Raw genomic sequence first — 14,708 nt, forward strand, 5'->3', positions numbered from 1 at the left:
CTCCCGGGGGGGGCGGGGGGCCCCCCCCGCCCCGGCGGGGGGGCGGGGGGGGGGGGGGGGGGGGGGGGGCCCGCCCGCCCCCCCCCCGCCGCGCCCCCCCCCCCCCCCCCACGAAGGGGCGGGCACAGCGCGTAGCCTTTTGGGTGTGGGTCGCGTGTTCGCGCCCTTTCTCACGGGTGGCGCGATCGCAGGTCGAAGGCGGGAACCCGGCAGCTGAGTCTTGGAGGATGTTGTGCGTTTGCAGGTCGTGGATCACCCGTTGGTGGCGCACAAACTCACCACCCTGCGCGACAAGCGCACCGACTCCGCCACCTTCCGGCGCCTGGCCGACGAGCTGGTCACCCTGCTCGCGTACGAGGCCACCCGGGACGTGCGCACCGAGCAGGCCGACATCCTCACCCCGGTCGGCCCGACCACCGGCGTGAAGCTGTCCTACCCGCGCCCGCTGGTCGTCCCGATCCTGCGCGCCGGCCTCGGCATGCTCGACGGCATGGTGCGGCTGCTGCCGACCGCCGAGGTGGGCTTCCTGGGCATGGTCCGCAACGAGGAGACCCTGGAGGCCTCCACGTACGCGACGCGCATGCCGGAGGACCTCTCGGGGCGCCAGGTCTACGTGGTGGACCCGATGCTGGCCACCGGCGGCACGCTGGTCGCGGCGATCCAGGAACTCATCAAGCGCGGCGCGGACGACGTGACCGCGGTGGTGCTGCTGGCCGCGCCCGAGGGCGTCGAGGTCATGGAGCGCGAGCTGGCGGGCACGCCGGTGACGGTGGTGACGGCCGCGGTGGACGAGCGGCTCAACGAGCACGGCTACATCGTGCCGGGCCTGGGTGACGCGGGCGACCGCATGTACGGCTCGGCCGAGTAGCCCGCGCCACCGCTACGCGCCGCGGTTCAGCACTTCTTGGGAGGCGCGGGCTGGGGGTTGGCCAGGAGGGCCAGCGCCTTGTCCGCGTCTTCCTTCGTCGTGAGGTCCTTGAACGCGTCGCCGAGGATCAGGTCGATGTCCGCGCTCTCGCGGGCATCGGTCTGGTGCGTGGCGCCGGCCAGGTTGGTGCCCAGTACGGAGAAGGCCGCCTTGTCGGTCTGCGGCGAGCCGACCAGTATCCCGGCGTCCGGGACCTTCTTGTCGAAGTCGGCGGGGGCGTTGCCGACCTTGCCGATGACGAAGCCGCGTTTCTTCAGCTCGTCGCCGACCGCCTTGGCGAGGCCCGCGCGCGGGGTCGCGTTGTAGACGTTGACCGTGATCTGGCCCGGCTGGGGGAGCGCGACCTGCGGGGCGGCCGAGGCCGCCGCGGCGCCGGCCTTGGGGGCCGGGGTCGCGCAGTTCCTGGCGGCCGCGGCGGCGTTGCGTTTGCCCGTGTCGCCGCGGAACACGTCGATGAGCTGCATCGCCCCGTACCCGATCAGGGCGAGCCCGACGATGGAGCCGAGCACGAGGAGGACGATCCGGCGGCGGCGTCGCGGGCGGGACATGCGGGGGTAAGCCGCTCCCGTTACGCGGTACTTTCCGCCCATGCCAGGGGGAGTGAGCATGCTCATGAGCGCAGCGTAATACCGACCGCTGCCGATGCCCACTGAATCATCTGTTGATAGGGCAAGAGCGACCCGAAAGGCGCAACCGGGACGCATCCGGCACCCGATGGGCGCGCGTGGGCCCGGCTCCGGGTCCGGCTCCGGGTCCGGCGTGCCGTCCGGCCCGCGGCCCGGTTCTCCGCTCCGGCCCTCAGCCCAGTTCGAGGACGCGCGCGTGCAGGACCTGGCGCTGCTGGAGCGCGGCGCGGACGGCGCGGTGCAGCCCGTCCTCCAGGTACAGGTCGCCCTGCCACTTCACGACGTGGGCGAAGAGGTCGCCGTAGAAGGTCGAGTCCTCGGCGAGCAGCGTTTCGAGGTCGAGCTGGCCTTTGGTCGTCACCAGCTGGTCGAGCCGGACCGGGCGCGGGGCGACATCCGCCCACTGCCGGGTGGTTTCCCTGCCGTGGTCGGGGTACGGCCGCCTGTTTCCGATGCGCTTGAAGATCACACGGAAAGCCTACCGGGCCGGTGCCTGCGGGCGCAGCCTTGCGATGACGGTGCAAAGGTGGCAGACAGTACTAATCCGGGAGCGATAAATGAGCGATACCACCGACCCCTTGTCACCGGCCGGCCAGATCGCGGCCGGCTACGCCTCCACCGGACCCACCCTCGATCTGGGGGCCCTGCTCTGGGACGGAACGTGCCGGCCGGAGCTCCAGATCCGCATCCCGCTGTCGATGCTCAACCGCCACGGACTGGTCGCCGGAGCCACCGGCACGGGCAAGACCAAGACGCTCCAGCTCATCGCCGAACAGCTCTCGGAGAAGGGCGTCCCGGTCTTCCTCGCGGACATCAAGGGTGACGTCTCGGGCATCTCCGTACCGGGCACGGCCAACGGGAAGACCGAGGAGCGGGCCAAGGAGGTGGCCCAGGAATGGCGTGCCACCGGACACCCCGCCGCGTTCTATGCGCTGGGCGGCATCGGACCGGGAATCCCGCTCCGGGCCACCGTGACGAGTTTCGGCCCCGTCCTCATGTCCAAGGTGCTCCAGCTCAACCAGACGCAGGAACAGTCGCTCGGGCTGATCTTCCACTACGCCGACTCCAAGGGCCTGGAGCTCATCGACCTCAAGGACCTGCGGGCGGTCACCGCCTTCCTCGTCTCCGACCAGGGAAAGCCGGAGCTCAAAGGGATCGGCGGACTGTCCACGGTGACCGCCGGGGTGATCCTGCGGTCCCTGACCGCCTTCGAGCAGCAGGGCGCCGCCGAATTCTTCGGCGAGCCCGAATTCGACACCGGTGAATTCCTCCGGACAACGGAGGACGGGCGGGGACTGGTCTCCGTACTGGAGCTCCCGGCGGTCCAGGACAAACCGCAGCTCTTCTCCACCTTCCTGATGTGGCTGCTGGCCGACCTCTACACCGGCCTGCCGGAAGTCGGAGACCTGGACAAGCCCAAGCTCGTCTTCTTCTTCGACGAGGCGCACCTGCTCTTCAACGGCGCCTCGAAGGCCTTCCTGGACTCCATCACCCAGACGGTGCGGCTCATCCGCTCCAAGGGCATCGGCGTCTTCTTCGTGACGCAGACCCCCAAGGACGTGCCGGGCGACGTCCTGGCCCAGCTCGGCAACCGGGTGCAGCACGCGCTGCGCGCCTTCACCCCGGACGACGCGAAGGCGCTGAAGGCCACGGTGAAGACCTTCCCCCGCTCCGCGTACGACCTCGAGGAGCTGCTCACCGGGCTGGGGACGGGCGAGGCGGTGATCACCGTCCTGAGCGAGAGCGGCGCGCCGACACCGGTGGCGGCGACCCGGCTGCGGGCCCCGCAGTCCCTGATGGGCCCGGTCGACCCGGCGGAGCTCGAACGGGCGGTCACGTCCTCCCCGCTCTACGCGCGGTACGCGCAGCCGGTCGACCGGGAATCGGCGTTCGAGAAGATCAGCGCGGAGCAGGCGGCGGCGGAGGCGCAGGCCGAGGCGGCGGCCGCGGCGGCCGAGGAGGCGAAGAGCGCGCGGACCACGGCCCGGAGCGCTCCGAAGCCGGACCCCTCCCTCGCCGAACAGGTGGTGGGCAGCGGTCTCTTCCGCTCCCTGGCCCGCTCCATCGGCACCCAGGTGGGCCGCGAGATCTCCCGCTCCCTGTTCGGCACGTCCCGCCGCCGCCGCTGAAGGCCAGCCCCGCCGGCGTGTGAGGCGCGGGGTCCGGGGCGGAGCCCAGGGAACGGCGGAAGGGCGGGGAGGGGACCGGACCCCGCGCAGCGGGCACGACGCGCGCCCCGGCCACCGGTACCGGCGGAGCCGGCCGGCTGCGAGACTCGGAGCATGCGGACCGAACTCACCGACACCACCTCCAGCAAGGTCAACAAGGCTCTGCTCGACGCCCGAAGGGCCGTCGGCAGCCCCACGATGGGTCTCGTGCTCAACCTCCTCGTCGCGACCGACGAGGAGAACGCCTACGACGCCGTCCGCGCCGCCTCCGAGGCCTCGCGCGAGCATCCCTGCCGCATCATCGCGGTGATCAAGCGCACCGCCCGCGGCCCGCAGCGGCTCCGCCAGAACCGTCTCGACGCCGAGCTGCGCGTCGGCACCGACGCCGGTTCCGGGGAGATCGTGCTGCTCCGCCTGCACGGGACGCTCAACGAGCACGCCGGCTCCGTCGTGCTGCCGCTCCTGGTGCCCGACGCCCCCGTCGTCGCCTGGTGGCCGGCCGACGCTCCCGACGCGCCCGCCCGGGACCCCCTGGGCGCCCTCGCGCAGCGCAGGATCACCGACGCCGAGGCCACCGCCGACCCCGTCGGGTCCCTCGATGCCCGCGCCGAGGCCTACGCCCCCGGGGACACCGACCTCGCCTGGACCCGCCTCACCCCCTGGCGGTCGCTGCTGGCCGCCGCCCTGGACCAGAAGCCGTTCCCGGTGACCGCCGCGGCCGTCGAGAGCGAGCCCGGCAACGCCAGCTCCGAACTGCTCGCGCGCTGGCTGGAGGACCGGCTCGGTGTGCCGGTGGACCGGGTGGCCACCGAGGGCCCGGTGATCACCCGGGTCCGGCTGACGACCACGGCCGGGGAGATACGCGTCGACCGCCCGGACGGGATCCTGGCCACGCTGCTCATGCCCGGAAGCCCGGACCGCAAGGTGGCCCTGAAGATCCGCAGCAGCGCCGAGCTGATCGCGGAGGAGCTGCGAAGGCTCGACGCCGACGAGGTCTACGCCTCGGCGCTGCGCTTCAGGCGCCCGGCCCAGGCGTCGCTCTCGGCGTAGTGGTTGTCGTAGACCGGCTGGCTGTCGATGATGTCCTGCACCGTCGCCTCGCCGGCCCGGACCCGGCCGAGCAGCCGGTAGTAGTCGAAGCGGCCCATGCCCGGGGTGAAGCCGACGAAGACCTCGGCCGTGCTGTCGGCGGCCGGGGCGAAGGCGTGCTTCACGCCGGGCGGGACGGCGAGGAAGTCGCCCTTGACCAGGGTGTGGATCTCGTCGCCGACGAGGACGTCGAGCCGTCCCTCCGTGACGTGGAAGAACTCGGTCGCCTTGGTGTGGAAGTGCACCGGGGCGCCCGCCGCGCCGACCTCGAAGGTGGCCGTGTTGCAGGTCAGTTCGGCGGTGTCGGTGAGCAACGTGATGACGCTCCCCGGGCCGTCGGAGATGGATTCGGCGGTGGCCGCGCGGGTCAGGTTCTCAGTCATGATCACGAGTCTACGGCGGGGGTCTGACAATCCGTGGAGACTTCCGGGCGCCTCCGCGGAAGGGTCCCGAATCCTCAATTCCACTTCTGTCGCTAGCCGTTGGCGAGTTTGGCCGCCTTCGCCGCGGCCTTCGCCTCCTGCTTGTGCGCCCGTACCTTCGCCAGCGATTCGGGGCCGGTGATGTCGGCCGCCGACCGGTAGACGTTCGCCGGCCCGTACCCGCCGGCCGCCTCCCGCCAGCCCTTCGGCCGGACCGCGAACCGCTTGCCGAGCAGCGCCAGGAAGATCTGCGCCTTCTGCTCCCCGAAGCCCGGCAGTGCCTTCAGCCGTCCGAGCAGCTCGGCCCCCGTGGCCACGTCGGTCCACACCTCGGCCGCGTCCCCCGCGTAGTGCTCCACCAGGTACGCGCACAGCTGCTGCACCCGTTTCGCCATCGACCCCGGGTAGCGGTGCACGGCCGGCTTCTCGGAGAGCAGCGCGGCGAAGGCCTCCGGGTCGTAGGCGGCGATCACGTGCGCGTCGAGATCGTCGGAGCCGAGCCGCCGCGCGATCGTGTAGGGGCCCGAGAACGCCCACTCCATCGGTACCTGCTGGTCCAGCAGCATCCCGACGAGCGCGGCGAGCGGGCTGCGGCCGAGCAGCGCGTCGGCCTCGGGCTGCTGGGCCAGCCGGATCGTGACGCCTGTGTCCTTGTCCATGCCTCCAGGGTCCCGCGCGGCGGCGCTCCCCGCGCGATGGTCAGTGGCCGCCCCTAGCGTGAGAGGCGAGACGGGTCACGTCGTACACGACACAGGAGTCGATCGATCATGGCTGAGTTCCCCGAGGGCGCACCCTGCTGGGTGGACGCGATGTTCACCGATGTGGAGGGCGCCAAGACGTTCTACGCCGACGTACTCGGCTGGACCTTCGGCGAGTCCAGCAGCGAGTACGGCAACTACACGCAGGCCTATTCCGACGGCAAGGCCGTCGCGGCCGTCGTCCCGCCGATGCCGGGCGGGGACGCGCCCTCGCAGTGGTGTCTGTACTTCGCCTCGGCCGACGCGGCGGCCACCGCCGAGAAGGTCAAGTCGGCCGGCGGCGAACTGCTGATGGAGCCGATGCAGGTCGGCTCCTTCGGCACGATGGCGATCGCGAAGGAGCCGAGCGGCGCGGTCTTCGGCATCTGGCAGCCCGGTGACCACAAGGGCTTCGAGAAGCTCGGCGAGACCGGTGCGTACGCCTGGGCGGAGCTCTTCTCGCGCGACCTGGCCAAGGTGGACGCGTTCCTGCCGAAGGTCTTCCCGTACGAGAGCCGGCAGATGGAGCTGGGCGACTCCCCGGAGGCCGCCGGGATGCACTACAAGGTGTTCAGCGTGGGCGGCCCGGAGAACCCGGTGCTGGGCCGGATGAACATGGGCACCGACTTCCCGCCGGAGATCCCCTCGTACGTCCAGGTCTACTTCGCCGTGCCGGACTGCGACGACGCGGTGGCGAAGGCGACCCAGCACGGGGGCGCGCTGCACTTCGGCCCGGTGGACAGCCCCTTCGGCCGCTTCGCGGCGGTCACGGACCCGCAGGGCGCGGCGTTCGCGGTGATCGACCTGTCCAAGACGGTCGGCGAGATGCCGAAGTTCGCGTAGCGCGGCGGCCGGGAGGGCGGGCCGCCGGACCGGCGGCGCCCTCCCCGCGGCGCCCGTCGCGCGGCACTAGTGCCGCGTCAGGCAACGTTCGCCCCGTCGCGACGCCCGGCACGCACTCTCGCCGCACCGGCCGAAAGCCCAAGTACGTCCCGTACGAGCGCTTGCGGCCGGCACGCCGAGAGCACGCACCGGACGCCGCTCCTCAAGGGGCATACCTTGCCCGACGCGGCACTAGGCGGCGAAGCCGAGGGCGAAGGCGGCGACGACCGGGGCCATGTAGATCACCGGGAACGGGATGTGCCGGTACGAGCGGGCGCGGATCACGGTGATCACGGCCCCGGCGTAGTAGAGGACCAGGCCGATCCCGGCGGCGATGCCGATGAAGGGGACGAAGAGGCCGGTCAGCAGGCCCGCGGCTCCGGCGGCCTTGGCCGCGCCGAGCGGGGTCCACCAGGTCCGGGGGACCCCGTACTCCTCCATCGCCTCCACGACCCACGGGGCGCGGCTCAGGAGCGAGTAGCCCGAGAAGCCCGACATGGCGGCGGCGAGGACGGCGACGACGGTGGCGGCGATGTTCATGGAGGGCTCCTCGGAAGGCGGTGGTTTTCGTTCCTCACCGCACTGACCCGCGCCGCCGCGCGTGTGTGACAGGAAGCCCGGAAAATCTTTTCCCGACGCAGCGGCCAGCCGCGCGGGTGGTTCCGGGTGGCGGATGCGACGCGTCGGACGCGGGCCGAACCGGGGCCGCATAGCGTCGATCCCGTGGGGTCCGCGCGAGCGTGCGAGCCGCGCGAAGCGTCCACGTCCCTAGCCAAGAGGTCGAACCACTCATGAGTCTGAGCATCCGCAACCAGATCGCCGGCACCGTCACTTCCGTCACCACCGGCGAGGCCATGGCGACGGTCAGGGTCCGCCTGGAAGGCGGACAGGACATCACCGCGGCGATCACCACCGACGCCGTCAAGGACCTCGGTCTCGCTTCCGGCTCCTCCGTCAAGGCGCTGGTCAAGGCCACTGAGGTCGCCCTGGCCACCGGCGCCGTCGAGGGCATCTCCATCCGCAACCAGATCGCCGGCACGGTCGCCGACGTCACCACCGGTGGCGCCATGGCGTCCGTCAAGGTCGACGTGAACGGCGGCGGCCTGACCGCCGCCATCACCAAGGACGCCGTGGAGGCCCTCGGCCTGGCCGCCGGCTCCTCCGTCGTCGCGCTGATCAAGTCGACCGAGATCTCCCTCGCGACCGCCTGAGCACGGACCCGGGTCACCGGCCCGGGCCCGGCGGCGCCAGCGCGCCGAACCACACGTGGGTGACCGCGCTGACGTAGCGCGCCCCGCACCGGTCCGAAGGGACCACCAGCTGCGCACCCGCCCCGTCGAGGTCCTCGCCGTCGAGGCGGGTCGCGAGCAGGACCGGGCCGGCGCCGAAGTCGACCGTCGGCCGCCCGGGTGGAAAGGGCTCGCGGAGCGGGCAGCCGGGCGGCAGGCGTAGCGTCGTAGGAGCGACCAGGACACGGCCGCGGCGCGGGAAGACCGGGACATGGCCGCGGCACAGGTAGAAAGGTGCCGCCGATGTCTGCGCAGCCCCCCGAGTCCCCCGAGTCTCCCGAGTCCCCCGCTCCCGAGTCCCTCCAGTTTCCCCAGCCCCCGCAATCTCCTCCGTCCCTCCCTTTCGTCGTCGGGTTCGACGGATCCCCCCGCAGCCTCGCCGCCGCCCGCTGGGCCGCCCGCGAAGCGCGGTCGGCGGGGGTGCCTCTGCGGCTCCTCCACGTCGGCCAGGCCTGGCCGAAGATCCAGCCGATCTCGCCCGAGTTCGAGCCCGTGCTCGGCGAGAGCGTGACCGCCGCCATGGCGCTGCTCGCGACCGTCGCCGATGAACTCCGGGCCGCCCACACCGGGTTGGTCGTCGAGACGGTCACTGTCGAGGGCGGACCCGGCAGCGAGCTCCCGCGCGCCGCGGCCGGCGCCCAGCTGCTCGTCGTCGGAGCGAGCGGGCACCACCACCACGTGGTCCCGCTGCTCGGCTCCACGGCTCTGACCGTCGCCGGGCGCACCGGGATCCCCGTCGTCCTGGTCCGCGAGACCGACGAGCGCGCGCACCGCGGGCAGGGGGTGGTCGTCGGCGTGGACCCGGACGGCGACTACGGCCTCGTCCTCGAATTCGCCTACGCGTGGGCGGCCGTGCACGGCCTGCCGCTGCGCGCCGTGCACGCGGGGGAGCCGGAGGGGCAGGCGTCGCTCGAGGCCGCGGTCGCCGAGGCCTCCGCGCGCCACCCGGCGGTGCCGACCACCTGCGTGAGCCGCCCCGGCGACGCCGCGCAGGTCCTGGTCGACGAGTCCGGGACCGCCGACCTCCTGGTCGTCGGCCGCCGCCACCACCGTCCCCTGCACGGCCTCGGTCCCACGGACCACGCGGTGGCCCACCACGCCCGCGGCCCGGTGGCCCTGATCCCGCACGGACAGGACGTGGAAGGCGGCGGGTCCTAGTGCGGGGCGCCGCGACGGGCGGACGTCGCCCGACGCGGCACTAGAGGCCCCGCAGGAAGGGCAGATCGCGGTCGGCAACCCGCTCCCGGGGGCCGGCCGCGCGGAGCACGACGTCCAGGACGCGCTCCGGGTCGGCGGCGTAACAGTTCGAGAACCAGGCCATGTTGGCCTCCACCACCGCCGGCCGGCCGTGGTGGCTCCCCCCGGCGCCGCCGATGATCCCGATGTCGACGGTGACCGCGCCCGGCAGGCCCCCGCCCGTCTCCGCCAGCAGCCGGGCCGCGAAGGCCCGTACCTCCGCGGCCCGGGGATCCTCGTCCAGCGGGGCCGGGTCGAGGTGCCCGTGGACCGCGTAGCGGCTCGCGGTGGCGATCTCCCCGTCCAGCAGGAACAGCCGGTACTCGACGGCGAACTCCACCACCTCGGAGACCAGCACCGGAGTGTCCGGCGGCAGTCCGGGCAGGGCGGCGCCGTCCGCGTACACGGCGGCGGGGAAGGACTTCTCGCGCGGCGGCTTCACGAAGGCCGGCCCGCGCAGTGCCGCCCGCGCCTCTCCCAGGCCGGTCAGCCGGATGCGGCGCCCGGTGGCCCATCCGGGCAGCCCGGCCAGCCAGTCGTCCGGCGGCTCCAGCAGCCCGATCCCGAGCGGCCCGGCCACCCGGGCCCCCGCCACGGGCCCGCCGCACCAGTACACGGCCCGCCCGGCCAGGTCCCCGGACCCGCCGCCGAGGCCCCGTACCTCCATCCCCCGGCGGGCGGCCGCCCCGGCGAGCAGCCCGGCGGTGGTGGTCGGCCGCCCCGGCACCAGGAACACCCCGGCACCGGCGCCTGCTGCCCCGGCGCCTGCTGCCCCGGCGACGAGACCCTCGTCGGGATCGGTCACGGTCCGGCTCATGGAGTACCCCGCCTGACGTCGGCTCGGACGTTGTTCACGCCTGCGAGTGTGTCCTGCCGGAAGCCCCCCGGTGCCGGGGAGGGGCGAGCACCGGGCCCGTGGACAGCGACACGGGGGCACGGGCCGCCACCCGCCGCCGGCCGCCGCCGGGTCCGATGGCGGGTCCCCGGTTTCCGGGTGAGCGTGGAGCCATGGTCACAGAGGAGCTCTCCGGTCCCGGCGGTCCCGGCGACCCCGGCGGTCCCGGCGACCCCGGTGGTTCCGGCGACCCGGGTGGTCCCGGCGACCCGGCTGGTCCCGTGGCGCCTCCCCGGGCGGAGGGCCCCGGCCGGGCCGCCGTCCTGCGCCTGCTCGGACCGAACTGGTACGCCTCGGTCATGGGCACCGCCATCGTCGCCAACGCCGGCGTGGGCCTGCCGCTGGACTTCCCGGGCCTGCGCACGTTCTGCCTGCTCTTCTGGGCCCTGTCGGCGGTGATGCTCACCGTCCTGCTCACCGCCCGCGCGCTCCACTGGCGCCACCACGGCGACCAGGCCCGCGCACATCTCCTCGACCCGGCCATGGCCCCGTTCTACGGCTGCCTGGCGATGGCCCTGCTGGCGGTCGGCGGCGGCACGGTGCTGGTCGGCACGGACTGGATCGGCGTCCGCGCGGCCGTCGCGGTGGACGCGGTGCTGTTCACGGCTGGCACGGTCATCGCGCTGGCCTCGGCGGTCGCGATCCCGTACCTGATGGCCGTCCGGCACGGCCTGAGCCCGGGCAGCGCCTCACCCGTCTGGCTGCTGCCGCTCGTCGCCCCCCTGGTCTCCGCGGCGCTCGGTCCGCTGCTGGTGCCGCACCTGCCGGCCGGGCAGTGGCAGGAGGCGCTGCTGATGGGCTGCTACGCGATGTTCGGGCTGAGCATGATGGCGACGCTGGTGCTGCTGCCCGTGGTCTTCGCCCGGATCCTGACGGGCCCCCGGCTCCCGCTGTTCCTGGTGCCGACGCTCTTCCTCGTGCTCGGCCCGCTGGGCCAGTCCGTGACCGCGGCCGACAAGTTCGCCGTCGCCGCCCCCCACGTGGTCGAGGACGCGTACGCGCAGGGCTTCGGCCTGCTCGCGGTGCTCTACGGGGTGCCGGTGATGGGCTTCGCGCTCCTGTGGCTCGTCCTGGCCGGCGCGGCCGTCGTGCGCGCCCGGCGGCGCGGCATGCGCTTCGCGATGACCTGGTGGGCCTTCACCTTCCCCGTCGGCACCTGCGTGACGGGCACGGAGGGCCTGGCCCGCCACACGGGCCTGATCGCCTTCGAATGGCTCACCGTGGCCCTGTACGCGCTCCTGCTCGCCGCGTGGTCGGTGACGGCCTGCGCCACCACCCGCGGCCTCCTGACGGGCACCCTCCTCCCCCGCCCCTCAGGCACCTGACGTACCTCACGTACGCGGATACGTACGTCACGTACCTCACGTACTTGACGTCCTTACGGGCGGGGCGCACCCTGATGGTCTGGAGCCCTGAGGGAGGTCGCTCATGTCGGCGGTGCACTACGAGAACTACACCGAGGCGCGCACGCACCTGAAAGAACTTCTCGACGCCGCCGGCGAGGGGCGGGTCGCGACGGTGCGGCGGGCTGCCGGGTGCGCCGCGGTCGTGGACGTCGCACGCCTGCGCCGGTACCTGTCCACGGTCTGTCCGTCCAAGGCCGAGGTGGTCGCGGAAGAGGGCGGATGGTCGGTCTTCATCCCCGGACTTCCGGTCGCGGCCGACGGCTCCAGCTTCGACGAGGCCGTCGGCGAGATGGTCGACGCCCTGCGGGAGTACGCAGACGACTGGCAGGCGCGGCTCCGGCTGGCGCCCAACCATCAGGACAACTGGGGCCTGGTGCAGCTGATCGCGCTGAGCGACGACCGTGAGCTGGCCGACTGGCTGGTGGGGGCGCACGGGTGAGCCGGCCGCAGCCGGATCGTGAACACCATGACCGATTCTGTGTCGTGGAGGGCTGGGAACGCGTACGGGACGCCCGTGGCCGCACCGGCACGCATCACGTCACCTACGAGCTGACCCTGTACGACGCACGGATCCTGCGGACCCGGATCTCCCACCCGGTGGACCGCACGGTCTACGGCGCCGCGATGTGGAGCCACATCCTGCGCGATCAGCTGATCGTCGGCGAGAGCGAGTTCTGGGACTGCGTCACCGAGGGACGGCTCCCCGACCGCGGGGCCCCGTCCGCGCCGAAGGAATCGCTTCCCGCGGACCTGGTCCACCTCCTGATCCACCGCGTCGGCCTCGCGGAGGCGGCGGTCGCCGAGCTGACCAAGGAAGCCGCGGTGGCCCGCCTCCAGCAGTACTGGACCGACGGCGCGTGAACGCGCAAGGCCCCGGCCGGTCCGGTCGTCTTCGGCCCTCTCCAGGGCCACCCGGCCAGGGTGGTCTTCAGGCATGGGCCCGTGGACCACAGCGTGGAGGAGCCGATCATGAGTACTGCCCGGCCCCGTTCGAAGGTCTGGAGTTCGGGCAGCGTTCCCAGGGCGACGCGGCAGACGGCGAGTGATCTGAAAACAACGGCGACCACGGAACGCAGAAGGCCCCGGCCGGTTTCCCGGTCGGGGCCTTCAAGTGCCCGGTGAGGCACTGGCGGAGGATACGAGATTCGAACTCGTGAGGGGTTGCCCCCAACACGCTTTCCAAGCGTGCGCCCTAGGCCACTAGGCGAATCCTCCGGGGCAAACAATACAAGACGCTGAGGGGTGCTCGCGAACGTGATCGTCGGGCGGTGCTCCGCGGAGGGTGGAGGAGGACCCGGTGAGGGTGCGCGCGGGGTCCGGCTCGATTCCGGGGCCTTCCATCCGCTAGGGTGGGGCCAGCCCCTCACGTGGCGCTATCTCACCCAACTCCCCCAGGGCCGGAAGGCAGCAAGGGTAAGTGGGCTCTGGTGGGTGCGTGGGGGGCGCTTTGCGTTCCGGGGCGGGCACGTGGGCCCCCGTTGTCGGTGCACCCGGATAACCTCGTAGACGTGTCGTCCCTTGCGCTGTACCGCCGCTACCGCCCCGAGTCGTTCGCCGAGGTCATCGGGCAGGAGCATGTCACTGCCCCGCTGATGCAGGCCCTGCGGAACAACCGGGTCAATCACGCGTACCTGTTCAGTGGTCCGCGAGGCTGTGGCAAGACCACCAGCGCGCGGATCCTGGCGCGGTGCCTGAACTGTGAACAAGGCCCCACGCCGACCCCCTGCGGGGAGTGCCAGTCCTGCCGGGACCTCGCGCGCAACGGGCCGGGGTCCATCGACGTCATCGAGATCGACGCGGCCTCGCACGGTGGTGTGGACGACGCCCGTGACCTGCGCGAGAAGGCCTTCTTCGGGCCCGCCTCCAGCCGGTACAAGATCTACATCATCGACGAGGCGCACATGGTCACCTCGGCGGGCTTCAACGCCCTGCTGAAGGTGGTCGAGGAGCCGCCGGAGCACCTCAAGTTCATCTTCGCCACGACCGAACCCGAGAAGGTCATCGGGACCATCCGGTCCCGGACGCACCACTACCCCTTCCGGCTCGTGCCCCCCGGCACCCTGCGCGACTACCTCGGCGAGGTCTGCGGCCGCGAAGGAGCCCACGTCGAGGACGGTGTGCTGCCGCTCGTCGTGCGCGCCGGCGCCGGATCCGTCCGTGACTCCATGTCCGTCATGGACCAGCTGCTGGCCGGCGCCGCCGACCAGGGTGTGACGTACGCCATGGCCACCTCGCTCCTCGGGTACACCGACGGGACCCTGCTGGACGCCGTCGTGGACGCCTTCGCCTCCGGGGACGGGGCCGCGGCGTTCGAGATCGTCGACCGGGTGGTCGAGGGCGGCAACGATCCGCGCCGCTTCGTCGCCGACCTGCTGGAGCGGCTGCGCGACCTGGTGATCCTGGCCGCCGTGCCCGACGCCGGCGAGAAGGGGCTCATCGACGCCCCGGCCGATGTCGTCGAGCGCATGCAGGCCCAGGCCTCCGTCTTCGGGGCCGCCGAGCTGTCCCGGGCCGCCGACCTGGTCAACACCGGGCTCACCGAGATGCGCGGCGCGACCTCGCCCCGGCTGCAGCTGGAGCTGATCTGCGCCCGCGTGCTGCTGCCCGCCGCCTTCGACGACGAGCGCTCCTTCCAGGCGCGGCTCGACCGGCTGGAGCGCGGCGGCGCGGCGGCCGCCGCCTCCTTCGCCCAGGCCCCCGCCATGGGCTACGTCCCGGGTCCGGAGGCGCACGCCATGGCCCCGGCCGTCGTACGGGCTCCCGCGCAGGCCCCGGCTCCCGCGGCCTACCAGCAGCCGCCCGCCCAGGCCCCCGTGGCCGCGCCCGAGCCGGCCGCCCCCCAGGCCCCCGCGGCGCAGGCCCCGGCTCCGGCAGCACCGCCGGCCGCCGCGCCCGGCGCCTGGCCCGGAGCAGCGCAGCCCGGTGGCGGGGTCCCCGCCTCTCCTGCCGCGGCACCCGCAGCCGCCCCCGGCGCCTGGCCCGGCGCCGCGGCCCCCGCCGCCCAGCCCGCCGCGCAGGCACCTGCGGCCC

16 protein-coding genes, 1 tRNA gene, 1 other RNA gene and 1 pseudogene are annotated in these 14,708 nt (G+C 73.0%); 11 read left to right on the forward strand and 8 right to left on the reverse strand.

Annotated elements, in window-relative coordinates; genetic code table 11:
* Nucleotides 1-232 precede the first annotated feature (232 nt).
* Entirely contained in the window at nt 233-868 is a 636-nt protein-coding gene (upp, locus tag ACWF9Z_RS08215; RefSeq protein WP_453598765.1) for a uracil phosphoribosyltransferase, read from the forward strand.
* Nucleotides 869-894: 26 nt separating this feature from the next.
* On the opposite strand, the gene ACWF9Z_RS08220 is transcribed toward upp, so the two are convergent.
* Both ACWF9Z_RS08220 and ACWF9Z_RS08225 read right to left on the reverse strand, forming a co-directional pair.
* Entirely contained in the window at nt 895-1,518 is a 624-nt protein-coding gene (locus tag ACWF9Z_RS08220; RefSeq protein WP_453598829.1) for a LytR C-terminal domain-containing protein, read from the reverse strand.
* A 208-nt stretch (nt 1,519-1,726) separates the two neighbouring features.
* Nucleotides 1,727-2,023 (reverse strand): type II toxin-antitoxin system VapB family antitoxin, encoded by a 297-nt coding sequence (locus tag ACWF9Z_RS08225; protein WP_112446725.1) that lies wholly within the window; start codon nt 2,021-2,023, stop codon nt 1,727-1,729.
* Between the two features lie 88 nt (nt 2,024-2,111).
* Here ACWF9Z_RS08225 and ACWF9Z_RS08230 point away from each other — a divergent pair, with 88 nt between their 5' ends.
* The gene (locus tag ACWF9Z_RS08230; protein WP_453598768.1) at nt 2,112-3,683 is read left to right on the forward strand and encodes a helicase HerA-like domain-containing protein; all 1,572 of its coding nucleotides are present in this window, start codon (nt 2,112-2,114) and stop codon (nt 3,681-3,683) included.
* A gap of 153 nt (nt 3,684-3,836) precedes the next feature.
* On the forward strand, nt 3,837-4,772 hold the full coding sequence (gene opcA / locus ACWF9Z_RS08235) for a glucose-6-phosphate dehydrogenase assembly protein OpcA (protein ID WP_453598771.1): 936 nt from the start codon (nt 3,837-3,839) through the stop codon (nt 4,770-4,772).
* Here the strand turns inward: opcA and ACWF9Z_RS08240 are convergent.
* Nucleotides 4,718-5,194: a cupin domain-containing protein gene (locus ACWF9Z_RS08240; RefSeq protein WP_453598774.1), complete on the reverse strand. Its 477-nt coding sequence runs from the start codon at nt 5,192-5,194 to the stop codon at nt 4,718-4,720. The genes opcA and ACWF9Z_RS08240 overlap by 55 nt on opposite strands.
* Nucleotides 5,195-5,286: 92 nt before the next feature.
* Nucleotides 5,287-5,892, reverse strand: a complete 606-nt coding sequence (locus tag ACWF9Z_RS08245) for an HhH-GPD-type base excision DNA repair protein (protein WP_453598776.1) — start codon at nt 5,890-5,892, stop codon at nt 5,287-5,289.
* A 108-nt stretch (nt 5,893-6,000) separates the two neighbouring features.
* Between ACWF9Z_RS08245 and ACWF9Z_RS08250 the strand changes: the two genes are divergently transcribed.
* Nucleotides 6,001-6,813 carry a VOC family protein gene (locus tag ACWF9Z_RS08250; RefSeq protein WP_453598779.1) on the forward strand — a complete coding sequence of 271 codons (813 nt, stop codon included), beginning with the start codon at nt 6,001-6,003 and terminating at the stop codon, nt 6,811-6,813.
* A gap of 231 nt (nt 6,814-7,044) precedes the next feature.
* Here the strand turns inward: ACWF9Z_RS08250 and ACWF9Z_RS08255 are convergent, their stop codons facing one another.
* Nucleotides 7,045-7,392 (reverse strand): DoxX family protein, encoded by a 348-nt coding sequence (locus tag ACWF9Z_RS08255; protein ID WP_453598782.1) that lies wholly within the window; start codon nt 7,390-7,392, stop codon nt 7,045-7,047.
* 251 nt (nt 7,393-7,643) lie between these two features.
* Here ACWF9Z_RS08255 and ACWF9Z_RS08260 point away from each other — a divergent pair, with 251 nt between their 5' ends.
* Complete coding sequence (locus ACWF9Z_RS08260) at nt 7,644-8,063, forward strand: TOBE domain-containing protein (RefSeq protein WP_453598784.1); 420 nt, start codon at nt 7,644-7,646, stop codon at nt 8,061-8,063.
* A 13-nt stretch (nt 8,064-8,076) separates the two neighbouring features.
* Here ACWF9Z_RS08260 and ACWF9Z_RS08265 read toward each other — a convergent pair.
* Nucleotides 8,077-8,244, reverse strand: a pseudogene (locus tag ACWF9Z_RS08265) (molybdopterin-dependent oxidoreductase); the annotation flags it as partial.
* Nucleotides 8,245-8,384: 140 nt separating this feature from the next.
* Here ACWF9Z_RS08265 and ACWF9Z_RS08270 point away from each other — a divergent pair.
* Nucleotides 8,385-9,299 (forward strand): universal stress protein, encoded by a 915-nt coding sequence (locus ACWF9Z_RS08270; protein ID WP_453598787.1) that lies wholly within the window; start codon nt 8,385-8,387, stop codon nt 9,297-9,299.
* Between the two features lie 40 nt (nt 9,300-9,339).
* On the opposite strand, the gene ACWF9Z_RS08275 is transcribed toward ACWF9Z_RS08270, so the two are convergent.
* Complete coding sequence (locus ACWF9Z_RS08275; RefSeq protein WP_453598832.1) at nt 9,340-10,113, reverse strand: ATP-grasp domain-containing protein; 774 nt, start codon at nt 10,111-10,113, stop codon at nt 9,340-9,342.
* 272 nt (nt 10,114-10,385) lie between these two features.
* On the opposite strand from ACWF9Z_RS08275, the gene ACWF9Z_RS08280 reads away from it, so the two are divergent.
* The 3 genes from ACWF9Z_RS08280 to ACWF9Z_RS08290 all read left to right on the forward strand — a co-directional run bounded on the left by ACWF9Z_RS08280 (nt 10,386) and on the right by ACWF9Z_RS08290 (nt 12,539).
* On the forward strand, nt 10,386-11,597 hold the full coding sequence (locus ACWF9Z_RS08280) for a TDT family transporter (protein ID WP_453598791.1): 1,212 nt from the start codon (nt 10,386-10,388) through the stop codon (nt 11,595-11,597).
* Between the two features lie 103 nt (nt 11,598-11,700).
* Nucleotides 11,701-12,117, forward strand: coding sequence for a prevent-host-death protein (locus tag ACWF9Z_RS08285; RefSeq protein ID WP_453598794.1), 417 nt, complete (start codon nt 11,701-11,703; stop codon nt 12,115-12,117).
* Nucleotides 12,118-12,161: 44 nt separating this feature from the next.
* Nucleotides 12,162-12,539, forward strand: a complete 378-nt coding sequence (locus ACWF9Z_RS08290; protein ID WP_453598797.1) for a cytotoxic translational repressor of toxin-antitoxin stability system — start codon at nt 12,162-12,164, stop codon at nt 12,537-12,539.
* A gap of 266 nt (nt 12,540-12,805) precedes the next feature.
* On the opposite strand, the gene ACWF9Z_RS08295 is transcribed toward ACWF9Z_RS08290, so the two are convergent.
* Nucleotides 12,806-12,893, reverse strand: a tRNA-Ser gene (locus tag ACWF9Z_RS08295).
* Nucleotides 12,894-13,032: 139 nt separating this feature from the next.
* Between ACWF9Z_RS08295 and ffs the strand changes: the two genes are divergently transcribed.
* Nucleotides 13,033-13,131: signal recognition particle sRNA small type (gene ffs, locus ACWF9Z_RS08300), an RNA gene on the forward strand.
* A gap of 55 nt (nt 13,132-13,186) precedes the next feature.
* Nucleotides 13,187-14,708 (forward strand): DNA polymerase III subunit gamma and tau (locus ACWF9Z_RS08305; protein WP_453598800.1); only part of this gene is annotated, 1,522 nt, incomplete at its 3' end.

The organism is Streptomyces sp. NPDC054961 (assembly GCF_053609145.1).

Excerpts from the sequence above, each read along its gene's own strand:
- ACWF9Z_RS08285 (WP_453598794.1), top strand. The coding sequence starts at position 11,701 with ATGTCGGCGGTGCACTACGAGAACTACACCGAGGCGCGCACGCACCTG.
- ACWF9Z_RS08230 (WP_453598768.1), top strand. The coding sequence starts at position 2,112 with ATGAGCGATACCACCGACCCCTTGTCACCGGCCGGCCAGATCGCGGCC.
- ACWF9Z_RS08280 (WP_453598791.1), top strand. The coding sequence starts at position 10,386 with ATGGTCACAGAGGAGCTCTCCGGTCCCGGCGGTCCCGGCGACCCCGGC.
- ACWF9Z_RS08250 (WP_453598779.1), top strand. The coding sequence starts at position 6,001 with ATGGCTGAGTTCCCCGAGGGCGCACCCTGCTGGGTGGACGCGATGTTC.
- ACWF9Z_RS08270 (WP_453598787.1), top strand. The coding sequence starts at position 8,385 with ATGTCTGCGCAGCCCCCCGAGTCCCCCGAGTCTCCCGAGTCCCCCGCT.
- opcA (WP_453598771.1), top strand. The coding sequence starts at position 3,837 with ATGCGGACCGAACTCACCGACACCACCTCCAGCAAGGTCAACAAGGCT.
- ACWF9Z_RS08240 (WP_453598774.1), bottom strand. The coding sequence starts at position 5,194 with ATGACTGAGAACCTGACCCGCGCGGCCACCGCCGAATCCATCTCCGAC.
- ACWF9Z_RS08255 (WP_453598782.1), bottom strand. The coding sequence starts at position 7,392 with ATGAACATCGCCGCCACCGTCGTCGCCGTCCTCGCCGCCGCCATGTCG.
- ACWF9Z_RS08220 (WP_453598829.1), bottom strand. The coding sequence starts at position 1,518 with ATGGGCGGAAAGTACCGCGTAACGGGAGCGGCTTACCCCCGCATGTCC.
- ACWF9Z_RS08245 (WP_453598776.1), bottom strand. The coding sequence starts at position 5,892 with ATGGACAAGGACACAGGCGTCACGATCCGGCTGGCCCAGCAGCCCGAG.
- ACWF9Z_RS08260 (WP_453598784.1), top strand. The coding sequence starts at position 7,644 with ATGAGTCTGAGCATCCGCAACCAGATCGCCGGCACCGTCACTTCCGTC.